The following is a 15,116-nucleotide window of genomic DNA, read 5'->3' on the forward strand; positions in this document are numbered from 1 at the left end:
GGAAACGAGGGAGTCCAGCAGGAGGGATCTCCGCCAGGGCAGAACAGGAAGGGCTAAAGCCGGGTCCGGGTCACCTGACTGCTTCGCCCCGCGAAGAGGTCGGGACAGCGACTCCGCAGCCCCCGTGGATGTGGCGGAGAGGAGGACGCTGTCGGCATGTTTGAGCGGTTCACCGAACGCGCCCGCCGGGTGATCATCCTTGCCCAGGAGGAGGCCAAGCGCCTCAATCACAGCGCGGTGGGCACCGAGCACATCCTGCTCGGGATCATCCGCGAGGGCGAGGGGGTCGCCAGCAAGGTCCTGGAGAGCCTCAACATCTCGCCGGAGCGGGTGCGGGCCGAGATTGAGAGCGCCATCGGCCGGGGCGAGCGCGCCCCCTACGAAGAGGTGGCCTTCACCCCCCGGGCCAAGAAGGTCCTGGAGCTGGCCCTGGACGAGGCCCGGCGGCTGGGCCACAACTACATCGGCACCGAGCACCTTCTCCTGGGCCTGATCCGGGAAGGGGAGGGGGTGGCCGCCCGGGTCCTGGAGGCCATGGGCGCCGACCTGGAGCGGGTGCGGGCCCAGGTGGTGTACCTGCTGGGCGAGGAGGGCACCACCACCTACACCAAGCAGGCCAGCAAGACCCCGACCCTGGACGAGTTCGGCCGCGACCTCACCAAGCTGGCCCGGGAGGGCAAGCTGGACCCGGTCATCGGCCGCGAGCGGGAGATCGAGCGGGTCATCCAGGTCCTCTCCCGCCGGACCAAGAACAACCCGGCCCTCATCGGGGAGCCCGGGGTGGGCAAGACGGCCATCACCGAGGGACTGGCCCAGCGCATCGTCCGCGGAGACGTGCCCGACGTGCTGCGCAACAAGCGGGTCGTGCAGCTGGACCTGGCGGCGCTGGTGGCGGGCACCAAATACCGCGGCGAGTTCGAAGAGCGCATGAAGAAGGTGATGGACGAGATCCGCAAGGCCCAGAACGAGGTGATCCTGTTCGTCGACGAGCTGCACACCCTGGTGGGCGCCGGGGCGGCCGAGGGCGCCATCGATGCCAGCAACATCCTCAAGCCTGCCCTGGCCCGGGGCGAGCTCCAGTGCATCGGGGCCACCACCCTGGACGAGTACCGGAAGTACGTCGAGCGGGATGCGGCCCTGGAGCGGCGGTTCCAGCCCATCCTGGTCAGCGAGCCCACCGTGGAGCAGACCATCGAGATCCTCAAGGGCCTGCGGGAACGCTACGAGGCCCACCACGGGGTGACCATCAGCGACGAGGCTCTGGTGGCCGCCGCCACCCTGGCCGAGAAGTACATCGCCGACCGCTTCCTGCCCGACAAAGCCATCGACCTGATGGACGAGGCGGCCAGCAAGATCCGCCTGCAGGCGTCCTTCCTGCCCCAGGAGGTCCGGCAGGCGATGGAGCGGGTGGAGCGGGTCCGGCGCGAGAAAGAGGAGGCCATCAAGAACCAGGACTTCGAGAAAGCGGCCCTGCTGCGGGACAAGGAGAAGGTCCTGCGCCAGAAGCTGGAGGAGCTGGAGTCCTCCTGGAAGCGGGAGAAGGGCCGCGACGTCAGTACCGTCACCGCCGAAGATATCGCCGACGTGGTGTCCTCCTGGACCGGCATCCCGGTCACCCGCCTGGTGGAGGAGGAGACCCAGCGGCTGCTGCGCATGGAGGAGTCCCTCCACGAGCGGATCGTGGGGCAGGAGGAGGCCGTCAGCGCCGTGGCCAAGGCGGTCCGCCGCGCCCGGACGGGGTTGAAGGATCCGCGGCGTCCGGTGGGCTCGTTCATCTTCCTGGGCCCCACCGGGGTCGGCAAGACCGAGCTGGCCCGGGCGCTGGCCGAGTTCCTGTTCGGCGACGAGAACGCCCTGATCCGCATCGACATGTCCGAGTACAGCGAGCGGCACACCATCAGCCGGCTGGTGGGCTCGCCGCCCGGCTACGTGGGCTACGAGGAGGGCGGGCAGCTCACCGAGGCGGTGCGGCGGCGGCCCTACTCGGTGGTCCTCTTTGACGAGATCGAAAAGGCTCACCCGGAGATCTTCAACGTGCTGCTGCAGATCCTGGACGACGGCCGGCTGACCGACGCCCAGGGTCGGACGGTGGACTTCAAGAACACGGTCATCATCATGACCAGCAACGTGGGCGCGCCGCTTCTGGAGAAGGAGGTGGCCATCGGCTTCCGGCCCATCCGGGACGAGCAGGAGGCCATGGAGACCGCCTACGCCCGGATGAAGGAGCGCATCACCGAGGAGTTGCGGCGGACCTTCCGCCCCGAGTTCCTCAACCGGATCGACGAGATCATCATCTTCCGGCCCCTGACCAGCCAGCAGATCAAGGCCATCGTGGACATCCTCATCGCCCGGGTCCGCCGGGAGCTGCGGGGACAGAACATGGACCTGGAACTCACCGAGGCCGCCAAGGAGCTGCTGGCCCGGGAGGGATTCGATCCCACCTTCGGCGCCCGGCCCCTGCGGCGCACCATCCAGAGGCTGATCGAAGACCAGCTGTCCGACGAGCTGTTGCGGGGGAACTTCAGCCCCGGCGACACCGTGGTGGTGGACGCCCGGGACGACCGCATCATCTTCGAGCGCAAGCGCCAGCCCGAGCCGGCGCTGAAGGGGGACTGACTCCCACGGGCGCCCGGCCGGAGGATACCGCAGGATGGGGGGCCCGGCGGCGCGCCGGGCCCTCGCCGTGTCGGAGATGAGCAAAGTCCGCTGGCAGTACGTCTGCCAGGCCTGCGGCTATACCTCCCCCAAGTGGTTGGGTCGCTGCCCGTCCTGCGAGGCCTGGAACTCCCTCGTGGAGGAGGCGGTCGGCGACGGACCGCCGGCGCGGCGGGAGGTCCCGGCTGCCATTCCCGTGCCCGTCACCGACGTCTCGTCCGCCGGTCCCTCCCGGGTCTCCACCGGGGTCGGCGAGCTGGACCGCGTCCTGGGCGGGGGACTCGTGCCGGGCTCGGTGGTCCTCATCGGGGGAGACCCGGGCATCGGAAAGTCCACCCTGCTGCTGCGCGCCTGCCAGCGCCTGGCCGCGGGCGGGCTCACGGTGCTGTACGTCAGCGCCGAGGAGTCCCTCGCCCAGGTCAAGCTGCGGGCCGACCGGCTGGGAGTCGCCGAGCCCCGGCTGCTGCTCCTGTCCGAGACCGACCTGGACGCCGTCCTGGCCGCGTGTGAGAGGGTGCGGCCGGAGGTGGTGGTGGTGGATTCCATCCAGACCGTGGGGCGCCCGGACCTGCCCTCGCTGCCGGGCAGCGTCGGCCAGGTCCGGGACTGCACCGCCGCGCTGGTCCGCCTGGCCAAGGAGCGGGCCGTCGCCGTGCTGATCGTCGGCCACGTGACCAAGGAAGGGCAGCTGGCGGGGCCGCGGATGCTGGAGCACATGGTGGACACCGTGCTGTACTTTGAGGGCGACCGCCACCACGCCTACCGCATCCTGCGGGCCACCAAGAACCGCTTCGGCTCCACCAACGAGATCGGGGTGTTCGAGATGACCGCCGGCGGCCTTCGGGAGGTGACCAATCCGTCGGCCGCCTTCCTGTCCGGGCGCGCGTCGGACGCGCCGGGGTCGGCGGTGGTGGCCGCCCTGGAAGGGACCCGCCCGGTGCTGGTCGAGGTGCAGGCCCTGGTGACGCCCACGGTCTTCGGCACCCCCCGGCGGACCGCCTCGGGGGTCGACTACAACCGCCTGGTCGTCCTGCTGGCCGTCCTGGAAAAGCGGGCCGGGTTGCACCTGTCCGGCCACGATGTGTACGCCAGCGCCGCCGGCGGCATGACGGTGGACGACCCCGCCGCCGACCTGGGGATCGCCGGAGCGGTGGCCAGCAGCCTCCGCAACCGGCCGGCGGACCCCGCCGCCGTGGCCATCGGGGAGGTGGGGCTGGCGGGCGAGGTGCGGGCGGTGCCCCAGCTGGAGATGCGGGTGCAGGAAGCGGCCCGGCTGGGATTCCGCCGGTGCCTGGTGCCCCGCGGCTCGGGGATCGCCGGGCGCGACATCGAGGTGGTGGAAGTGGGCACCCTCCCCGAGGCGCTGGAGGAGATGATGTAACTCAATCTGCCCAATCTACCCAATCTGCCCGATCTTCTCGATCTCCAATCGAGCCGATTGAGAAGATCGGGTAGATCGAGCAGATCGCGCAGATTCAGTTCAGGTCAGGTTGAACACTCCCAGGGCGCTGACGCGGGCGTGTTCTTTCTGCAGGATGGCGCGCAGGTCCAGGTTCAGCAGGCTGCACAGGGCCGCCAGGTAGAACAGGGCGGTGCCGATCTCGGTCTCCAGGACTTCCCGGCACCGGTCGCAGACCTGGCCGTCCAGGTGCGTGGCCATGTACTGCTTCAGCTCCCGCAGGCTGACATCCGCGGGGAACCGCTGGCGGGTGGCATGAATCGAGATGCACCCGCATTGGGTGACGGATTTGGCCAGGGCGCGGTTGATGCGGGCCGTGGCCTCGGCGAGTTTGGTCTGGACGTCCAGGATGCTGCGGTGGCGCAGGAGATATTCGCTGACGGTGGCCTGGAAGCGGGATTCGTCGGTGTCCTTCATCACGCCCCCCCTGACCGCTGACGCGGGCTCGGTCGCCGGCCGGCGAGATGTCGTCCTGCGGTGTGCGGACCCGACGCACCGCGATGCGATTATAGGGATCGCCGCGTCGGCGTGTCAAGGAAAGGGCGCAAGATACCGCGCGGGGCCGTAGAGCGGAGCGGCCACCGACCGCACGCATCGCCCGGGCGAATGCCGTTCCCGCGCTCCGTGGATGGAGTATAGTGATGGGCAGAGGACCTGCGTGAAGGTGTGAGGCCGATGAGGTGGGTCATCCGGCTCGGCGGGCTCATCCTCGGAGGGGCCCTGGGCTACCAGCTGGGCGACGGGGTGGTGGTCCTGGTGCCGCGCCTGGCGGGCCTGCGGCTGGTCCTGCTGGGCGGGGGCCTGGCCTCCGGCGCGGCCCTGGGGTCGCTGCTGGCCGTGTGGGTGTGGCGCCGGTTTGAAAGCGCCATGGGGTGGGTCCTGGGGCGCCTGGCCCACGTCTCCCTGCGGGATGTCGGCCTGGGGGTGCTGGGCCTGGGCTCGGGCCTGTTGCTGGCCGCCCTGGTGGGGTTCCCCCTCTCCCGGATTCCCGGGGTGGGCAACTACCTGGCCCTGACCGCAGCCCTGGTTCTGGGCTACCTGGGCTATCACCTGGTGATGCAGCGCCGGGACGAGGTGGCCGGATTTCTGCGGCTGGAGCGGGGTGGCCGGCCGGGCGTCCGCGGACGCGGGGTGCCCAAGGTCCTGGACACCAGCGTCATCATTGACGGCCGCGTGGCCGATGTGGTCAGAGCCGGGTTCCTGGAAGGCCCCCTGCTGGTCCCCCGCTCGGTCCTCCACGAGCTGCAGCGGATCGCCGACTCCTCGGACACCCTGCGGCGCAACCGGGGCCGGCGGGGGCTGGACATCCTCCACCGGCTGCAGGAGGAGCTGCAGGCCGTCCAGATTGTGGACGACCCCAAGGACGCCGGCGACGCGGACGCCGCCCTGGTGGCCCTGGCCCGGGCCGTCCGCGGGTGGATTGTCACCAACGACTACAACCTCAACAAGGTGGCAGCCCTGCAGGGCATCCGGGTGTTGAACATCAACGAGCTCTCCCAGGCCCTGCGGCCGGTCGTCCTGCCCGGGGAGGAGCTGACCGTGCAGGTGATCCGCGACGGCAAGGAGGCCGGCCAGGGGGTGGGCTACCTGGAGGACGGGACCATGGTGGTGGTGGAGGGCGGCAAGAAGTACATCGGGGAGACCTCCGAGGTGGTGGTCACCAGCGTCCTGCAGACGGTGGCCGGCCGCATGATCTTCGGGCGCCCCAAGGACGCTCAGGGCACGGGCGGGACGTCGGGCCAGAGGCGATGACGCCCGCCGGCGCCGCGGCGGTGGTGGTGGCCGCCGGGCGGGGTGAGCGCCTGGGCGGCGTCACGCCCAAGGCGTTCGTGCCGGTGGCCGGCGCGCCCCTGGTGGTCCGGGCGGTGCGGGCGGTGGCGGCGTGCCCCGACGTCTCCGATGTGGTGGTGGTGGTCGGCGCCGCCGACGTGGCCCGCGCCCGAGACCTGCTGTCCTCGGCCGGGGTCCAGAAGGTGGCGGCGGTGGTCCCCGGCGGCCCGCACCGGCAGGCGTCGGTGGCGGCGGGCCTGGAGCAGGTGGCGGCGGACCTCACCGTCGTCCACGACGGCGCGCGGCCCCTGGTCTCCCCGGCCGTGATCTCCGCCGTCCTGCGGGAGGCGGCGGCGTGGGGAGCCGCGTCGGCCGGCATCCCCCTGCGCGAGACCGTCAAGGAGGTCGTCGACGGCGTCGCATCCCGCACCGCCGACCGGGACCGCCTGTGGGCGGCTCGCACCCCCCAGGCCTTCCGTACCGCGCTGCTGCGGGACGCCCACCGCCGGGCGGCGGCCGACGGGTTCGTGGGCACCGATGACGCCGTGCTGGTGGAGCGGTTGGGACATCCGGTGCGGATGGTGGAGGACGTCCCCTGGAACATCAAGATCACCGTCCCCGCCGACCTGACGCTGGCCGAGGCGCTGCTGGGCGCGGGGGAGGTCCGCACGGGGCTGGGCTACGACATCCACCGGCTGGCACCGGGTCGGCGCCTGGTCCTGGGCGGGGTGGAGATCCCCGGCCCCCGGGGGCTGGACGGGCATTCGGACGCCGATGTCCTGGCCCACGCCATCATGGACGCGATCCTGGGAGCCGCAGGCCTGGCCGACATCGGCCATCACTTTCCTCCCCACGACCCCGCCTACCGCGGCGCCGACAGCCTCCAGCTGCTGTCCCGGGTGGTCCGCATGGCTGGCGAGGCGGGGTGGCAGGTGGTCCACGTGGACGGTGTCGTGGTGGCCGAGTGGCCGCGCCTGGGGCCGTACGTGGAGGCCATGCGGGCGCGGCTGGCTGCGGCCCTGGGGGTGGAGCCCGATCAGGTCAACGTCAAGGCGACGACCGCCGAGGGCCTGGGAGCCGTGGGCCGCGGGGAAGGCATCGCCGCCCAGGCCGTCGCCACCCTGCGCCGGGCCGGCGTGCGGGACCGTCAGGCCCCCGGGGGCGCCGGATGAGATCCCGCCGCCGGAGAGAGCCCGTGGACCTGCTGCTGGTGGAGCGGGCTGTGGTCTGCGAGCCCATCACGGTGGAGGTGGACCCCTCTTCTTCCCCCGCGCGCCCGCGCCTGACGGGATACTGGCGGCGGGGGGAGTTCTGCGCGGTCCGCAAGGTCCTGGAGATCCGCCCCGAGGTGGGGGAAACCTACTACCGCGTCCTCACCGACCGGGGCGCGGCGGAGCTGCGCCGCTACCGGCGGGTGGATCCGCGCACCCTGCGGGCGGCGGCGGCCTGGGAACTGTGCGCAGACCTGGACGCGGTCCCCATCCCCCGGCTGCGCTGACGCGCCCCGCGGCCGGGCGTCTGGTAGACTGAAAAACGAGGTCGGTGTCGCGATGGCACTGCGCCTGCACAACACGCTCACCCGCACCATCGAGGAGTTCGCCCCCCGGGAGCCCGGGGCCGTCCGCATGTATGTGTGTGGTCCCAACCTGTACGGGCCGGCCCACGTGGGCCACGGCTTCAGCTACACCGTGTTCGACGTCCTGCGGCGGGTGCTGGAACGCCGCGGCTACCGGGTGATCCACGTCCAGAACTTCACCGACATCGAAGACCGGATCATCGAGCGCGCCGCCCGCGAAAGGCGCCCCGTGGCGGAGATCGCCCGGGAGTACGCCGACCGCTTCCTGCGGGAGATGGACGCCCTGGGCGTGCTGCGCGCCCACCACTACCCCCGGGCGTCGGAGGTGATTCCGACCATCGTGGAGATGGTGCAGGGCCTGCTGACCCGGGGGCACGCCTACCGGGTGAACGGCGACGTGTACTTCCGGGTGACGTCCTTCCCCCGGTATCTGCGGCTGTCGGGGCGCTCCCTGGAGGAGATGCAGGCGGGGGCGCGCATCGAGCCCGACCCCCGCAAGGAGCACCCCATGGATTTCGCGCTCTGGAAGGCGGCCCGCCCGGGGGAGCCCAGCTGGCCCAGCCCGTGGGGGCCCGGGCGGCCCGGGTGGCACATCGAGTGCTCGGCCATGAACCTCCAGTACCTGGGCGAGCAGATCGACATCCACGGCGGCGGCGCGGACCTGATCTTCCCCCACCACGAGAACGAGATCGCCCAGTCTGAGGCCTACACGGGCAAGAGCCCGTTCGCCCGCTACTGGATCCATAACGCCCTGCTCAAGCCTCCCGAGGGCGAGGAGATGCACCGGCACCTGGGCAACTTCGTGTCGCTGGAGGAGGCCCTGGCCTCCTACGAGCCGGACGCCATCCGCCTCTTCTACCTCGGCGCCCACTACCGCACGCCGCTGCGCTGGACCGCGGAGGCGGTGGAGGCGGCAGGCCGGGGTGCCGACCGGCTGCGCACGGCCCTGGCCAACGCCGACCTGGCGGCGGCCCGCGCCACCGACGCCGGGACGGCCGGGCTGGACGAGGCCTGCCGGAGAGCCCGGGAGGCCTTCGATGCCGCCCTGGATGACGACCTCAACACCCCCCAGGCCCTGGCGGCCCTGTTCACCCTGGCGGCCGAGGTGAACCGGGTCGCCGACGCCGTCCTCAAGGGGGCGGGGGCGGGGGGAGGGGGGTTGCGGGAGGCGGCCTCGACGCTGCGCGACCTGGCCGGCGTGCTCGGGCTTTCCCTGCGCGGCCCGCGTCCGGGCCCGGAGATGCTGCCCGGTCTGCGGGCCCTGCTGGAGGAGGTCCGCGCCGCCGCCGCCGACCTGGTGCCTCCGGTGGAGCCGGTCGATCCCGTCCAGATCATCCACGCGCTGCTGGCTGGCCGCGAGCGTGCGCGTCAGCAGCGGGCCTACGCGCTGGCGGACCGGATTCGGGCGCGGCTGGGCGAGCTGGGTGTCGTGGTGGAAGACCTGCCGGCTGGCCCCCGGTGGCGGGTGGCCTCCGACGGACGGCGGCCTGCCCCCGATGGACCATCCCGGCCCTGACGTGCGGCCAGAGACTGTGGTCGGCCGCCGGCCGGTCCTGGAGGCTTTGCGCAGCGGCCGGCCGCTGCACCGGATCCTGCTGAGCCTCTCCGCCCACGGGCCCGTGGTCCGCGATATCGTGCACCAAGCGCGGAGCCGGGGCGTGGTGGTGCAGACGGTGGACGAGCGCCGCCTGCGGCAGCTGGCCGGGGCTCTCCCCCATCAGGGGGTGGTCGCCCTGGTGGCGGCCCGGCCCCCGGCAACGGTGGACCAGATCCTCGCCCGCGCCCGCGAGCGGAACGAGCCGCCGCTGGTGGTGGTCCTGGATGGCGTTCAGGACCCGTTGAACCTGGGGGCCATCATCCGCACGGCGGAGGGTGCGGGCGCCCACGGGGTGATCATCCCCCGCCGGCGCGCGGCCGGTCTCACGCCCGCCGTGGCCCGGGCGTCGGCCGGCGCCCTGGAGTACCTCCCGGTGGCGCAGGTGACAAACCTGGTCCGCTGCCTGTCCGACCTGAAGGCCGCCGGCCTCTGGGTGGTGGGCGCAGACCCGCAGGCTTCGGATCTGTATCACCAGGCCCGCCTGGTCCCTCCCCTTGCCCTGGTCCTGGGCGGAGAGGAGCGCGGGATCAGCCGGCTGGTCCGCGAGCACTGCGACCAGCTGGTGCGGCTGCCCATGCGGGGGCGGGTGCAGTCTCTCAACGTCTCCGCCGCCGCGGCGGTTCTCCTCTACGAGGTGGTGCGCCAGGCCAGCCTCACCCGGCCAGCGCGAGAGGGGCGTGCGGCGGCCAGCGGACGTCAGGCGCGCGCACCTTTTCCTTGACGACGTTTAGCCTCGTTCGTATAATGATCACCGAATCTCATACCTGCGGAGGCGAAGAGTGGCCCTGACGCGACGCGATGCACCCTCCTACGCGGAAATGGCCGATGAAGAACTCGTCGCCGCCGCAAAAGCTGGCGACGATCACGCGAGCGAATACCTCATCAATAAGTACCGCAACTTCGTCCGGGTCAAGGCCAAGGCCTACTTCCTCATCGGGGCGGATCGCGAAGACATCATCCAGGAGGGCATGATCGGTCTGTACAAGGCCATCCGGGACTTCCGGGCCGATAAGCTCTCCTCGTTTCGGGCATTCGCCGAACTGTGCATCACCCGGCAGATCATCACCGCCATCAAGACGGCGACCCGGCAGAAACACATCCCGCTGAACTCCTACATCTCGCTCAACAAGCCCATCTACGACGAGGACTCGGATCGCACCCTGCTGGACGTCATCAGCAGCATCAAGGTCAGCGACCCCGAGGAACTGGTGATCAACCAGGAAACCTCGGCCCACATGCGGGAGCGTATCCGCAAGAATCTCAGCGAGCTGGAGCACAAGGTGCTCACGGCCTACCTGGAGGGCAAGTCCTACCAGGAGATGGCCAACGAGCTGAACCGCCACGTCAAGTCCATCGACAACGCGCTGCAGCGGGTCAAGCGCAAGCTGGAACGCAACCTGGAAGGCGAGGCGGACTGACCCCTCACGGACCCGCCGGGCGGGCGCGCCATGCTGCGCATCCTGTGTCCGTCCTGCCGGTTCATCTTCCTGCAGCTGACCCCCGTCGGCGAGGGCGGCGTGGTCTGTCCCCGCTGCGGGACCCTTTTTACCCCCCGCGAAGAGGAACTGGTCGACCCCGAGGATGACTGAGTCCGCCGCCCACTCTGACCGCCGGGCGCGGGGCGATGGCAACCCCGGCGATCCCGTGCCCTCCGGGCGCGAGGTCCTGGAGCGGACGATCACGGCCACCGGCGAATGGCAGCTGCAGCGCCGGCGGACACCCGGCGGCGCGGTCCACTACGAAATCATCTGCAACGGCGTCTTCCTGATGGCGTCCTACAACCGGGCCTCCGACCGCGCCCTGGCGGCTCTGGCCCTGGCGCGGGTCCCGGGCGTCGGTCTGCGGGTGCTGGTGGGCGGGCTGGGGATCGGCTACACGGTCCAGGCTGCCCTGGAGGATCCACGGGTCCGGCGGGTGGAGGTGGTGGAGGTGGAGCCGGCGGTGGTGGCCTGGCACCGGGCGTACTTTGCCGATCTGTGCGGCCGTCCCCTGGACGACCCCCGGACGGTCCTGGTGCAGGCAGACCTGGCAGACCTCGCCCTGCCGCCGGGGGGCTACGACGCCGTGCTGCTGGATACCGACAACGGTCCCGGCTGGCTGATCCGGGAGGCCAACGCCCGCCTGTACGGCCGGGAGGGCGTGAACCGCTTTCTCCGGGCCCTCAGTCCCCGGGGCGTCCTGGCCTACTGGTCGGCGGCCCCTGCGCCGCGGCTGCGGGACGTGCTGGCCGCCCGGGGCAGGGTGGAGGAGGTGGAGGTGGCCGACGAGGTGGCCCCCGGCCGCCCCACCTCCGCGTGGATCTACCTGGTCCACCCCCGGCGGAGATCCGCGCCATCGACGCGATCTGCGCCACCCGAGCAATCGTCCTGGCGCCCCGGAGTGCCCGGGTGAAATGGTGTGGATTGCGTAGGTCGCGCAGATCGCGCGATCGGGCTCATCCCCCGATCTGAATCATCGCGCGGTGCTGGGGGTACAGGCGCTCGGCCAGGGCGTGGCCGAAGGGCCGTCGGAAGGCGGCCGCCCGGAAGATCTCGCGCAGTTCCTCGTACGACGCTCCCGCCCGCAGGGGTGTCAGCAGATCTTCCTCGTCGTCGCGCAGCAGGCACAGGCGCAGGCGCCCGTCGGCGGTCAGCCGCAGCCGGCCGCACCGGGCGCAGAAGGGCTGGCTGACCGGGCTGATGAAGCCCAGGATTCCGGCCGCGCCGGCCAGGCGGTAGGTGCGCGCCGGGTCCCGTCCGGAGGTGTCCAGCGGGTGCAGAGGGCCCAGGGCGGCCTCGATGCGGGCCATGGTCTCCTCGGAGCGGACCACGGAACCTTCGGCGAAGTCGCCCACCGTGGAGAAGGGCATGACCTCAATGAAGCGCACCTCCCAGGGCCGCTCCAGCGTCAGGGCGGCCAGGGGGACCACGTCCCCCTCGTTGAACCCCCGGACGACGACGGTGTTGATCTTGATGGGCTGCAGCCCGGCGGCCTCGGCTGCGGCGACCCCGGCCAGGACGCGGTCCAGCCGGCCCCCCCGGGTGATGCGGGCGAACCGGTCCGGGTCCAGGGTGTCCAGGCTGACGTTGACCCGATGCAGGCCCGCCCGCGCCAGAGGCTCGGCCAGGGACTCCAGCAGCAGCCCGTTGGTGGTCATGGCCACGTCACGGATGCCGGGGATGGAGGCGATCTGCGCCACCAGGTCCACCAGGTGCGGCCGGACCGTGGGTTCCCCCCCGGTCAGGCGGATGCGGCTGACGCCCAGGTCGGCGGCGATGCGGACCAGGAGCACCAGTTCGTGGTCCTGGAGCAGTTCGTCGGCAGGCCGGAAGTCGATGCCGCTGGCGGGCATGCAGTACACGCACCGCAGGTTGCAGCGGTCGGTGAGGGAGATCCGCAGGTCAGTCAGTTCCCTGCCGTACTGGTCCCGCATGGGGCCCTCCGGATGGCTCGATTATAGCACCCGGCCCTGCGGTGACGCTTCCGGCCCCGGCCCCCGTGTCGACCGCCGGAGGATGGGGGTTGCGCCCGAGCCCGGGATCGGTACAATAGCACAGGGCAGAGTTGCCGCCGGAGGGCAGGCTGCCCGCCGGACTGCGGTCCGGAGCAGCGATTTCTGGAGGGACGGTGACCTCAGTGGGACGGACAGCAACCACGCGGGCGGCTTCCCGTGCCCGGACGGCCCGTAGCGGGGGCGGCCGGTCGCGCAAGGGTCTGACGGAGCGGTGCGAGCACGGCCTCCTGCGGGGAACGTGCGCCATCTGCCTGCGGATCGAAGAGACGACCGAGGACCTCCACAACGCCCGGCTGGAGGAGGAAACCGAGGAGGCGGGCCCCGCGGACGAGGAGTAGGGACATGAGGCGGATCGGGGCGGCGGTGGGCCGGGCCTGGCGGGCGGTGGTACGCTCCGTGCGACGGATCCTCGACCTGCCGGTGGGCGTGGGGCGCGAGGACGACCCTCTGCAGACCCTGTACCACCGCCCGATGCCGCCGCGGCTCCAGGTGAACTGGTGGGCCCTGCTGCTGGGGCCGTTCTGGTACCTGTTCACCGGACTGTGGACCCACGCCCTCATCCTGTTCACCATCGTGCTGTTCAGCGGCGGGCTGCTGGCCCCCCTGGCGTGGCTGTACGCGGGTTTGAAGGCCAACGAGGACCTGCTCGAAGCCCGCATCGTCCGCCACAGCTACTATTGAGGAGATCCGGGCTCAGAGATCCGGGATCTCCCGTAGTATACTCGGCCCGGGGCCGCCGTAGCTCAACGGCAGAGCACCGCACTTGTAATGCGGGGGTTACCGGTTCAAGTCCGGTCGGCGGCTCCAGCCCCGCGATCTCTCTGTCCGGAAGTCCTGACGCCTACCACCCCACCGCGTAGGACATCCTCCGGGGATCGGCGGCGGCGGCCACCACGTCCCCGGCGGGGTCGCGCAGCCCCGCGCACACCCCTCCCGCCTGCGGCGCCCACTCCGGCCAGACCTGTACCCGGTGGCCCCGCGCCTCCAGCCCGGCGCGCGAGGTGTCGGGGATGCGCGCTTCCACCCGAACCAGCCCGGGCTCATGGCGGTGGGGGTGGGTGGAGGCCGGGAAGCTGTATGTCGCCGCGCGGGCGGCCTCCACCGCCTGCTGGGGATCCATCCCGTACTCGATGAGGTTCAGAAGGACCTGGAGCATGGCCTGGGGCTGGACGTCGTAGCCGGGCGTGCCGAAGGCCAGCACGAACCCGTCGGGCCGGGTCACGACGGCGGGGCTGGGGGTCAGCCGGGGCCGCCGGCCCGGACCGACGCAGGCGGGATGGGAGGGATCCAGCCAGGACTGGCTGCCCCGCGCCGAGATGATGATGCCCAGACCCGGCACCAGGGGCGTCTCCAGCACCCCGTCGCTGGGGGTGGCCGAAAGCGCGTTGCCGTCTGCGTCCACCACGCACACATAACTGGTGTCCGTGGACCCCTGCGCGCCCCCGGACACCCGTGGGGCGGGTGAGGGCGCAGGCGCGGCCGGCCGCCCCACGTCCCCGGGGGAGGGCATGTCGGGAAACGCCCGGCGCGGATCGATGCGCTCGCGCCAGCGGGCGGCGTAGTCCTTGGACAGCAGCACGTCCACGGGGACCGGCACGAAGTCGGGATCCCCGTAGTAGGCGTGGCGGTCTGCGAACGCCGCCAGCAGCGCTTGCAGGATCAGGTGCAGGGCCTCCGCCGAGTTCTGGGGCAGGGCGGCCAGATCAAACCCCTCCAGGATGTTCAGGGCCTGCAGGAGCACCGGTCCCTGGCACCACGGCCCGCACCCGAAGACGTCATATCCCCGGTAGGTCGTACGTACGGGAGGCTCCGCCCGCACGCGGAAGGCGGCCAGGTCGTCGGCGGTCAGCAGACCGCCCTCCTGCCGGCAGAAGTCGGCCAGCCGGCGCGCGATGTCCCCCCGGTAGAACCGGTCCCGGACCGCCCGCAGGCCCTCGGCCCGCGGGGAGGTCGTCCCCTCCGCCTCCACCAGCAGGCGCAACGTGGCGGCCAGCTCGCGCTGGACCAGGACCTCTCCGACCTGCGGCGGGCGGCCGCGGGGGAGGAACACGGAGGCGGTGGACGGCCAGCGGCGGATCACCGGCACGGCGGAGGCCAGGTTGTCGTGGAGGAACCGGTGGACGGGGACTCCCCGCTCCGCCAGCTCGATGGCGGGGGCGGCGACGTCGGCAAAGCGCATGGTGCCGAACAGCCGCAGCGCCTCCACCCACGCGTCCAGGGCGGCGGGGACCACGCTGGCCAGGATGCCGTGGGAGATGTCTCCGCCCCGGCGCAGGACCTCGTCCACGGTGGCCGCCTGCGGCCAGCGCCCCAGCCCGCTGATGGTGGCCACCTGCCCGTCGGCGCGCCGTACCACGATGGGCGCCACCCCTCCCAGGTTGGTCATGTCGGGCTGCACCACGTTCAGGCACAGGCCGGCCGCCACGCCGGCGTCCACCACGTTGCCGCCGGATTCCAGGATCCGCGCCGCCGCCACGCTGGCGAGGTAGTGGCCGGAGGCCACGGCATAGCGGCGTCCCATCACCGTCGGCCGCAGGGTGGGCAGAGGTCTCAGCTCGATCACGGT

General features: G+C 71.7%; 15 protein-coding genes and 1 tRNA gene. 13 read left to right on the forward strand and 3 right to left on the reverse strand.

What is annotated here, in order from left to right:
• Window positions 1-156: 156 nt before the first annotated feature.
• Together RB150_05795 and radA are read left to right on the forward strand one after the other, a co-directional pair.
• The gene (locus RB150_05795) at window positions 157-2,616 is read left to right on the forward strand and encodes an ATP-dependent Clp protease ATP-binding subunit (protein MDQ7820044.1); all 2,460 of its coding nucleotides are present in this window, start codon (window positions 157-159) and stop codon (window positions 2,614-2,616) included.
• A 76-nt stretch (window positions 2,617-2,692) separates the two neighbouring features.
• Window positions 2,693-4,036, forward strand: a complete 1,344-nt coding sequence (gene radA, locus RB150_05800; protein ID MDQ7820045.1) for a DNA repair protein RadA — start codon at window positions 2,693-2,695, stop codon at window positions 4,034-4,036.
• A gap of 99 nt (window positions 4,037-4,135) precedes the next feature.
• Here the strand turns inward: radA and RB150_05805 are convergent, their stop codons facing one another.
• Window positions 4,136-4,531 (reverse strand): DUF1573 domain-containing protein, encoded by a 396-nt coding sequence (locus tag RB150_05805; protein ID MDQ7820046.1) that lies wholly within the window; start codon window positions 4,529-4,531, stop codon window positions 4,136-4,138.
• A gap of 258 nt (window positions 4,532-4,789) precedes the next feature.
• Between RB150_05805 and RB150_05810 the strand changes: the two genes are divergently transcribed.
• The 8 genes from RB150_05810 to RB150_05845 are packed head-to-tail and all read left to right on the forward strand — an operon-like array spanning window position 4,790 to window position 11,448.
• Window positions 4,790-5,866 carry a TRAM domain-containing protein gene (locus tag RB150_05810; protein ID MDQ7820047.1) on the forward strand — a complete coding sequence of 359 codons (1,077 nt, stop codon included), beginning with the start codon at window positions 4,790-4,792 and terminating at the stop codon, window positions 5,864-5,866.
• Window positions 5,863-7,056, forward strand: a complete 1,194-nt coding sequence (gene ispD, locus RB150_05815; protein ID MDQ7820048.1) for a 2-C-methyl-D-erythritol 4-phosphate cytidylyltransferase — start codon at window positions 5,863-5,865, stop codon at window positions 7,054-7,056. Before RB150_05810 ends, ispD begins: the two co-directional genes overlap by 4 nt.
• Before the next feature lie 23 nt (window positions 7,057-7,079).
• Entirely contained in the window at window positions 7,080-7,382 is a 303-nt protein-coding gene (locus RB150_05820) for a hypothetical protein (protein ID MDQ7820049.1), read from the forward strand.
• 52 nt (window positions 7,383-7,434) lie between these two features.
• Window positions 7,435-8,976, forward strand: coding sequence for a cysteine--tRNA ligase (cysS, locus tag RB150_05825; GenBank protein ID MDQ7820050.1), 1,542 nt, complete (start codon window positions 7,435-7,437; stop codon window positions 8,974-8,976).
• A complete protein-coding gene (gene rlmB, locus RB150_05830) occupies window positions 8,957-9,778 on the forward strand; it encodes a 23S rRNA (guanosine(2251)-2'-O)-methyltransferase RlmB (GenBank protein ID MDQ7820051.1) in 822 nt (273 codons plus the stop codon). The genes cysS and rlmB overlap by 20 nt, the downstream gene beginning before the upstream one ends.
• A 58-nt stretch (window positions 9,779-9,836) precedes the next feature.
• The gene (sigH, locus tag RB150_05835) at window positions 9,837-10,475 is read left to right on the forward strand and encodes an RNA polymerase sporulation sigma factor SigH (protein ID MDQ7820052.1); all 639 of its coding nucleotides are present in this window, start codon (window positions 9,837-9,839) and stop codon (window positions 10,473-10,475) included.
• Window positions 10,476-10,505: 30 nt separating this feature from the next.
• On the forward strand, window positions 10,506-10,646 hold the full coding sequence (locus RB150_05840) for a hypothetical protein (GenBank protein ID MDQ7820053.1): 141 nt from the start codon (window positions 10,506-10,508) through the stop codon (window positions 10,644-10,646).
• Window positions 10,639-11,448, forward strand: a complete 810-nt coding sequence (locus RB150_05845; protein ID MDQ7820054.1) for a spermine/spermidine synthase — start codon at window positions 10,639-10,641, stop codon at window positions 11,446-11,448. Before RB150_05840 ends, RB150_05845 begins: the two co-directional genes overlap by 8 nt.
• Before the next feature lie 43 nt (window positions 11,449-11,491).
• On the opposite strand, the gene moaA is transcribed toward RB150_05845, so the two are convergent.
• Window positions 11,492-12,469, reverse strand: a complete 978-nt coding sequence (gene moaA, locus RB150_05850) for a GTP 3',8-cyclase MoaA (protein MDQ7820055.1) — start codon at window positions 12,467-12,469, stop codon at window positions 11,492-11,494.
• A 203-nt stretch (window positions 12,470-12,672) separates the two neighbouring features.
• Here moaA and RB150_05855 point away from each other — a divergent pair, with 203 nt between their 5' ends.
• The 3 genes from RB150_05855 (at window position 12,673) to RB150_05865 (ending at window position 13,357) form a co-directional block, all read left to right on the forward strand.
• On the forward strand, window positions 12,673-12,888 hold the full coding sequence (locus RB150_05855; GenBank protein MDQ7820056.1) for a hypothetical protein: 216 nt from the start codon (window positions 12,673-12,675) through the stop codon (window positions 12,886-12,888).
• A gap of 4 nt (window positions 12,889-12,892) precedes the next feature.
• Window positions 12,893-13,231: a DUF2628 domain-containing protein gene (locus RB150_05860; GenBank protein ID MDQ7820057.1), complete on the forward strand. Its 339-nt coding sequence runs from the start codon at window positions 12,893-12,895 to the stop codon at window positions 13,229-13,231.
• Window positions 13,232-13,282: 51 nt separating this feature from the next.
• Window positions 13,283-13,357: transfer RNA gene (locus RB150_05865), tRNA-Thr, on the forward strand.
• A 34-nt stretch (window positions 13,358-13,391) separates the two neighbouring features.
• On the opposite strand, the gene RB150_05870 is transcribed toward RB150_05865, so the two are convergent.
• Window positions 13,392-15,113, reverse strand: a complete 1,722-nt coding sequence (locus RB150_05870) for a gamma-glutamyltransferase family protein (GenBank protein ID MDQ7820058.1) — start codon at window positions 15,111-15,113, stop codon at window positions 13,392-13,394.
• Window positions 15,114-15,116 lie beyond the last annotated feature (3 nt).

This window comes from Armatimonadota bacterium (genome assembly GCA_031081675.1).
GTDB lineage: Bacteria > Sysuimicrobiota > Sysuimicrobiia > Sysuimicrobiales > Kaftiobacteriaceae > Calidihabitans > Calidihabitans tengchongensis.